The following is a 4,157-nucleotide window of genomic DNA, read 5'->3' as shown; positions in this document are numbered from 1 at the left end:
GGCCACGTCGAGAACAAACGCGACCTGGTACGGAATGTTCAGCGGTGCCGAGAGGCCACGAGCAACCGGACTCGAACCGATTGCGCCGAAATCGATTTCACCGGCGATGAAGGCGGTGTTGATGTCGGCTCCCGAATCGAACTTCGTCCACTTCACGTTGTACTCGGGCAGTGCGTCTTCGAGCCAGCGATTGTTCTTGACTATCAAGTCGCCGCTCGGGAACGACTGGTAAGCGATACGGATCGTTTCCTTGGACGAATCCTGGCCCGAATGATCCACCGAGCACGCACCGAGAACAAGGGCAAGAACGCCGATCAGCACCGTGAACGCCGTCCGGGAAGCCCTTCCCTCGTTGCGGTTCGGATTGCTGTTGCGCTTCAGATTGCCGCTGGGCTCGGAAATGCTGCCATATTTCTTATTGTCGGTCATACTTTTCCCCTCCAGGGAACGGCGCGGCGCTCAGCAGCCCGCAACAGTCCGTCGATGATCAAACCGGAGAATCCGATGGCGAAGATCCCCACCAGCACTACCGGAGTGTTGTTGTAATTGCTTGCATCCTTGACCATTCCGCCGATTCCGGGGATGCCGTTGAACAATTCGGCCGCGACAACTGACGAGTACGCCATACCCACCGACAAGCGAATGCCCGTGAAAGTTTCAGGCAGCGCCGACGGGACAACCACGTCTCGGATCACTTGTGCCCGTGAGGCTCCCAGCGCCCTGGCAGCTTCGACCAGCCCGACGGGTGCCGCGACAACAGCAGCTGTGGTGGCCACTGCTGCCGGCGGTAGCGCAGCCAACGCCAGAAGCGTGATCTTCGGCGCCTCGTCGATTCCCAGCCAGATCACCAGCAGGAAGAAGTACGCCAAGGGCGGCAGTGCCCGCAGGAAGGTCAACCACGGTTCGAGCAGGCTCCGCAGCCATGTCACCGATCCCATTGCCAAACCTAGGATCACGCCCAATCCGACGCCGATGATCACACCGACCAGCACCCGTCGCAGCGTCATGTAGAGGTGCTCCCAGAGCAAATACCCCTGGTAGCCACGCACTCCGTCGTGCGTGGTCATCGTGTTGACGAAGGCATGCCAGACCGTGCTCGGAAAGGGCACGAAGGTCTCACTCCAGGTGCCGCTCGCCGCGGCGACCTGCCACACGGCCAAGAATGCGATCACTGAGAGCACCGGCAGTCCGACAGTGGTCACACTCGAAGTCCACGGCCGACGCGGCTCACGGTTCGGTTCCGCGACTGGTGTTGGTTCTATTGCTTCGACAGGAGTCGACATCGCTGTTCTTCCTCGACGTACGGAAAATTCCGGCACACATGCAGCAACGAGCGCACATGCAGGGGCGAAGGCGCACAGAGCGGCGCCGTTCTCACTCAGGAGAGTCGGAAGGAATCAACAGCAACAGCAGTTGGCACCAAGACGGCACAGGTCGACGGCGATGCGTCGTGTCAGTGGCGTCGTGGGCATGGGGGTAATTACTACCTGTGTCTGCAATTACCCGCAAATGCGGGGGAAATAGGCGTCAGTCGGCCAAGCGAACAGACAGCGAATACATCAGCGGTATCTCTGGTCGTCCGGCCGGGACTCCCCAACGCTTGCCGCCGAGTTCTGCCATCTCCTCGAATCCTTGCCAACCGTTGGCGTACGGGTACTCGTCGAAGGACTCGAGCGTCAATCCGGCACGCCGCAGGGCGCCGAGCACCTCGGCGATGGACCAGTTGAATTCACATGAAGGGAAGGGATTTTCGAAGTTCTCGACTCCGTCTCCCTGAGCGCCCGGCAAGACGAGATCGGCTGAATCTGCCACGTAGTCGCCAACGCCACCGGGTTCGGTCACGGGAGTCCCGCCTCCGTACGGGTATGTCAGCGACCACTTCTCGTCGAAACACATGGCAAACGGATGAAACTCCACCAGAACGAATCGACCGTTCGGCGCCAGAACACCGGCAATCCCCTCGGCCCACTCGTCGAGATCGGGTAACCAGATCACCGTTCCGTACGAAGAGAAGACTCGATCGAACTTCCTCCCGGTAGCGCCGGCATCTCGGAGCCACGCAGATACATCCGCTCGCTCGAAATCAGCGGCAATGCCGGATTCCGCAGACAATGTTCGCGCGAAGTCGATCGCGGAATCCGAGATGTCGACGCCGGTCACCGCGGCACCGAGAGCAGCCAAACTCAACGAATCCTGACCGGAATTGCACTGCAGATGAAGAATCGAGGAGCCGTCGATCTCGCCGAGCAGCGCCACTTCCTCCGGAAACAAGGTCGACCCGCCGTTGCGAAAGAATTGTGCTTGGTCACCTTTGTGACTGTTGTGAGCGACGGTCGCCGCATTCCACGACAACCGATTCATCTCCGCTGCATCCATCTCTACTGCATCCACCTCTCGGCCCACAACAACTCCGCCCGAGTTCACCACGCCCCCGGTCACGTCGGCAATCGATTTACTGGGCTGGAAACCTATCCGAACGAAGATGCAACAGGTTACAGTTTTTCGACGGACCATCGAAGGAGAACCAGTGCGCTACGGACTCAGCCTGTTCACCAGTGATCGCGGCATCCGCCCTGCCGATGCAGCAAAGGCTGCGGAGGCGAATGGATTCGACGCCTTCTACGTTCCGGAGCACACTCACATCCCCGTATCGAGGGATTCCGATCACCCCGGAACCCAGTCGGCAGAATTGCCCGACGACCGTTACATGCGCACACTGGACCCCTGGGTTGCCCTCGGCACCGCCGCGTCGGTCACGAGCACCATCCGATTGGGCACCTCGGTGGCCCTCCCGCTCGAGCACGATCCGATCACTCTCGCGAAAACCATCGCATCGCTGGACCATCTTTCCGGCGGACGCGTGGTTTTCGGCGTCGGATTCGGCTGGAATGCAGAGGAACTCGCCGACCACGGCGTACCGCCCAACAAACGCCGGACCGCACTCCGGGAGTATCTCGAAGCCATGGGTGAACTGTGGTCGAAGGAAGAAGCTTCGTACGACGGCCAATTCGTGAAGTACGGGCCTAGTTGGGCCTGGCCCAAGCCCGTTCAGAAGCCCCGTCCTCCCATCATGTTGGGCGGCGGCGGCAACGAGAAGACTTTCAAGTGGATCGCAAAGTCTGCCGACGGGTGGATCACCACACCGATCGAGCAGGAGATCGACGGAAACGTGGAACTGCTCCGAAAGATCTGGGCCGAAGCAGGTAGAGTCGGCGAGCCTGAAATAACCGTCCTGGCAGGCAAACCCGATCCGGAGAAGCTCGCCCACTGGGCAGATATCGGTGTCACGGAGGCGATGTTCGGCACTCCGGACAAGAGCCCCGAAGAGGTGGTCGGATACATGGAACGTCTGGCAGCCAAGCTCGGACGGTGAGGTCCGCCACAGCACCTTGACCTCAACTGCACTCGAGGTTTTAACGTCGGTATTGCACAAGACAGTGCAACGACAGCAAAACCCGAGTCAGAAGAGGTGCTAAGTGTGACGACAAAATTGGTTGGCACCCAACCTGTTTCGGATGTCGCTGTTGATTCGGCGCCGTCCATCCGAAGCGCATTCGTCGAGGCATTCCGAAATCATCCCGCCGGCGTCTCGATCATCACCGCGACGGGCGATGACGGCCCGGCCGGCATCACGTCGTCTTCGGTGATCTCGATCAGCGCCGATCCGGCAGTTCTGGCGTTCTCACTGCAGTCGTTGCGTGGTTCTGCGAGCGTCATTGCTTCCGCAAGCAGTTTTGTTGTTCACCTGGCAAATTCGGCGAACGAGCGACTGGCGGCCACGTTCGCGACCCGCGGCGCTGTGCGCTTCGGAGACGACATGCGCTGGTCGTTTCTGTCGACGGGTGAACCATTCCTGCACGGCACGGGCCACGCCTTGCGGGCGGTTCCCTTGAATGCCACGACGTGTGGCTCCGCAGTGATTGTCACCGCGCGCGTCGTCGACGTCATCGATCCGCAGCACGTGTCAGCGCCGCTCGTCTATCACGATCGAACCTATCGAAATCTCTCGTCTCACAACATTTCCTCAAAGGAAGGCATGTCACATGACTGAATACGTTCTCCCCGAGCTGGACTACGACTACGCCGCACTCGAACCGCACATCTCCGGCGAGATCATGGAACTGCACCACAGCAAGCACCACGCCACGTACGTGGCG

At 60.2% G+C, this 4,157-nt stretch carries 4 protein-coding genes and 2 pseudogenes; 3 read left to right on the top strand and 3 right to left on the bottom strand.

The window, feature by feature from the left end:
- The 3 genes and pseudogenes from ABX74_RS03050 to ABX74_RS03040 form a co-directional block, all read right to left on the bottom strand.
- Positions 1 to 429 (bottom strand): annotated as a pseudogene (locus ABX74_RS03050) (glycine/betaine ABC transporter substrate-binding protein); the annotation flags it as partial.
- The gene (locus ABX74_RS03045) at positions 426 to 1,283 is read right to left on the bottom strand and encodes an ABC transporter permease (RefSeq protein WP_047888196.1); all 858 of its coding nucleotides are present in this window, start codon (positions 1,281 to 1,283) and stop codon (positions 426 to 428) included. The pseudogene ABX74_RS03050 and the gene ABX74_RS03045, both read right to left, overlap by 4 nt.
- Before the next feature lie 244 nt (positions 1,284 to 1,527).
- A complete protein-coding gene (locus tag ABX74_RS03040) occupies positions 1,528 to 2,439 on the bottom strand; it encodes a class I SAM-dependent methyltransferase (RefSeq protein WP_047888195.1) in 912 nt (303 codons plus the stop codon).
- Between the two features lie 88 nt (positions 2,440 to 2,527).
- Between ABX74_RS03040 and ABX74_RS03035 the strand changes: the two genes are divergently transcribed.
- The 3 genes and pseudogenes from ABX74_RS03035 to ABX74_RS03025 all read left to right on the top strand — a co-directional run.
- Positions 2,528 to 3,373, top strand: coding sequence for an LLM class F420-dependent oxidoreductase (locus tag ABX74_RS03035; RefSeq protein ID WP_029256146.1), 846 nt, complete (start codon positions 2,528 to 2,530; stop codon positions 3,371 to 3,373).
- A gap of 105 nt (positions 3,374 to 3,478) precedes the next feature.
- Complete coding sequence (locus tag ABX74_RS03030; RefSeq protein WP_021332083.1) at positions 3,479 to 4,051, top strand: flavin reductase; 573 nt, start codon at positions 3,479 to 3,481, stop codon at positions 4,049 to 4,051.
- Positions 4,044 to 4,157 (top strand): annotated as a pseudogene (locus ABX74_RS03025) (superoxide dismutase); the annotation flags it as partial. The gene ABX74_RS03030 and the pseudogene ABX74_RS03025, both read left to right, overlap by 8 nt.

Source organism: Rhodococcus sp. ARP2 (assembly GCF_001029585.1).
Classification (GTDB): domain Bacteria; phylum Actinomycetota; class Actinomycetes; order Mycobacteriales; family Mycobacteriaceae; genus Rhodococcus_F; species Rhodococcus_F erythropolis.
Note: the sequence above shows the minus strand (reverse complement) of the source record. Positions and strands in the feature narration are given on the sequence as shown.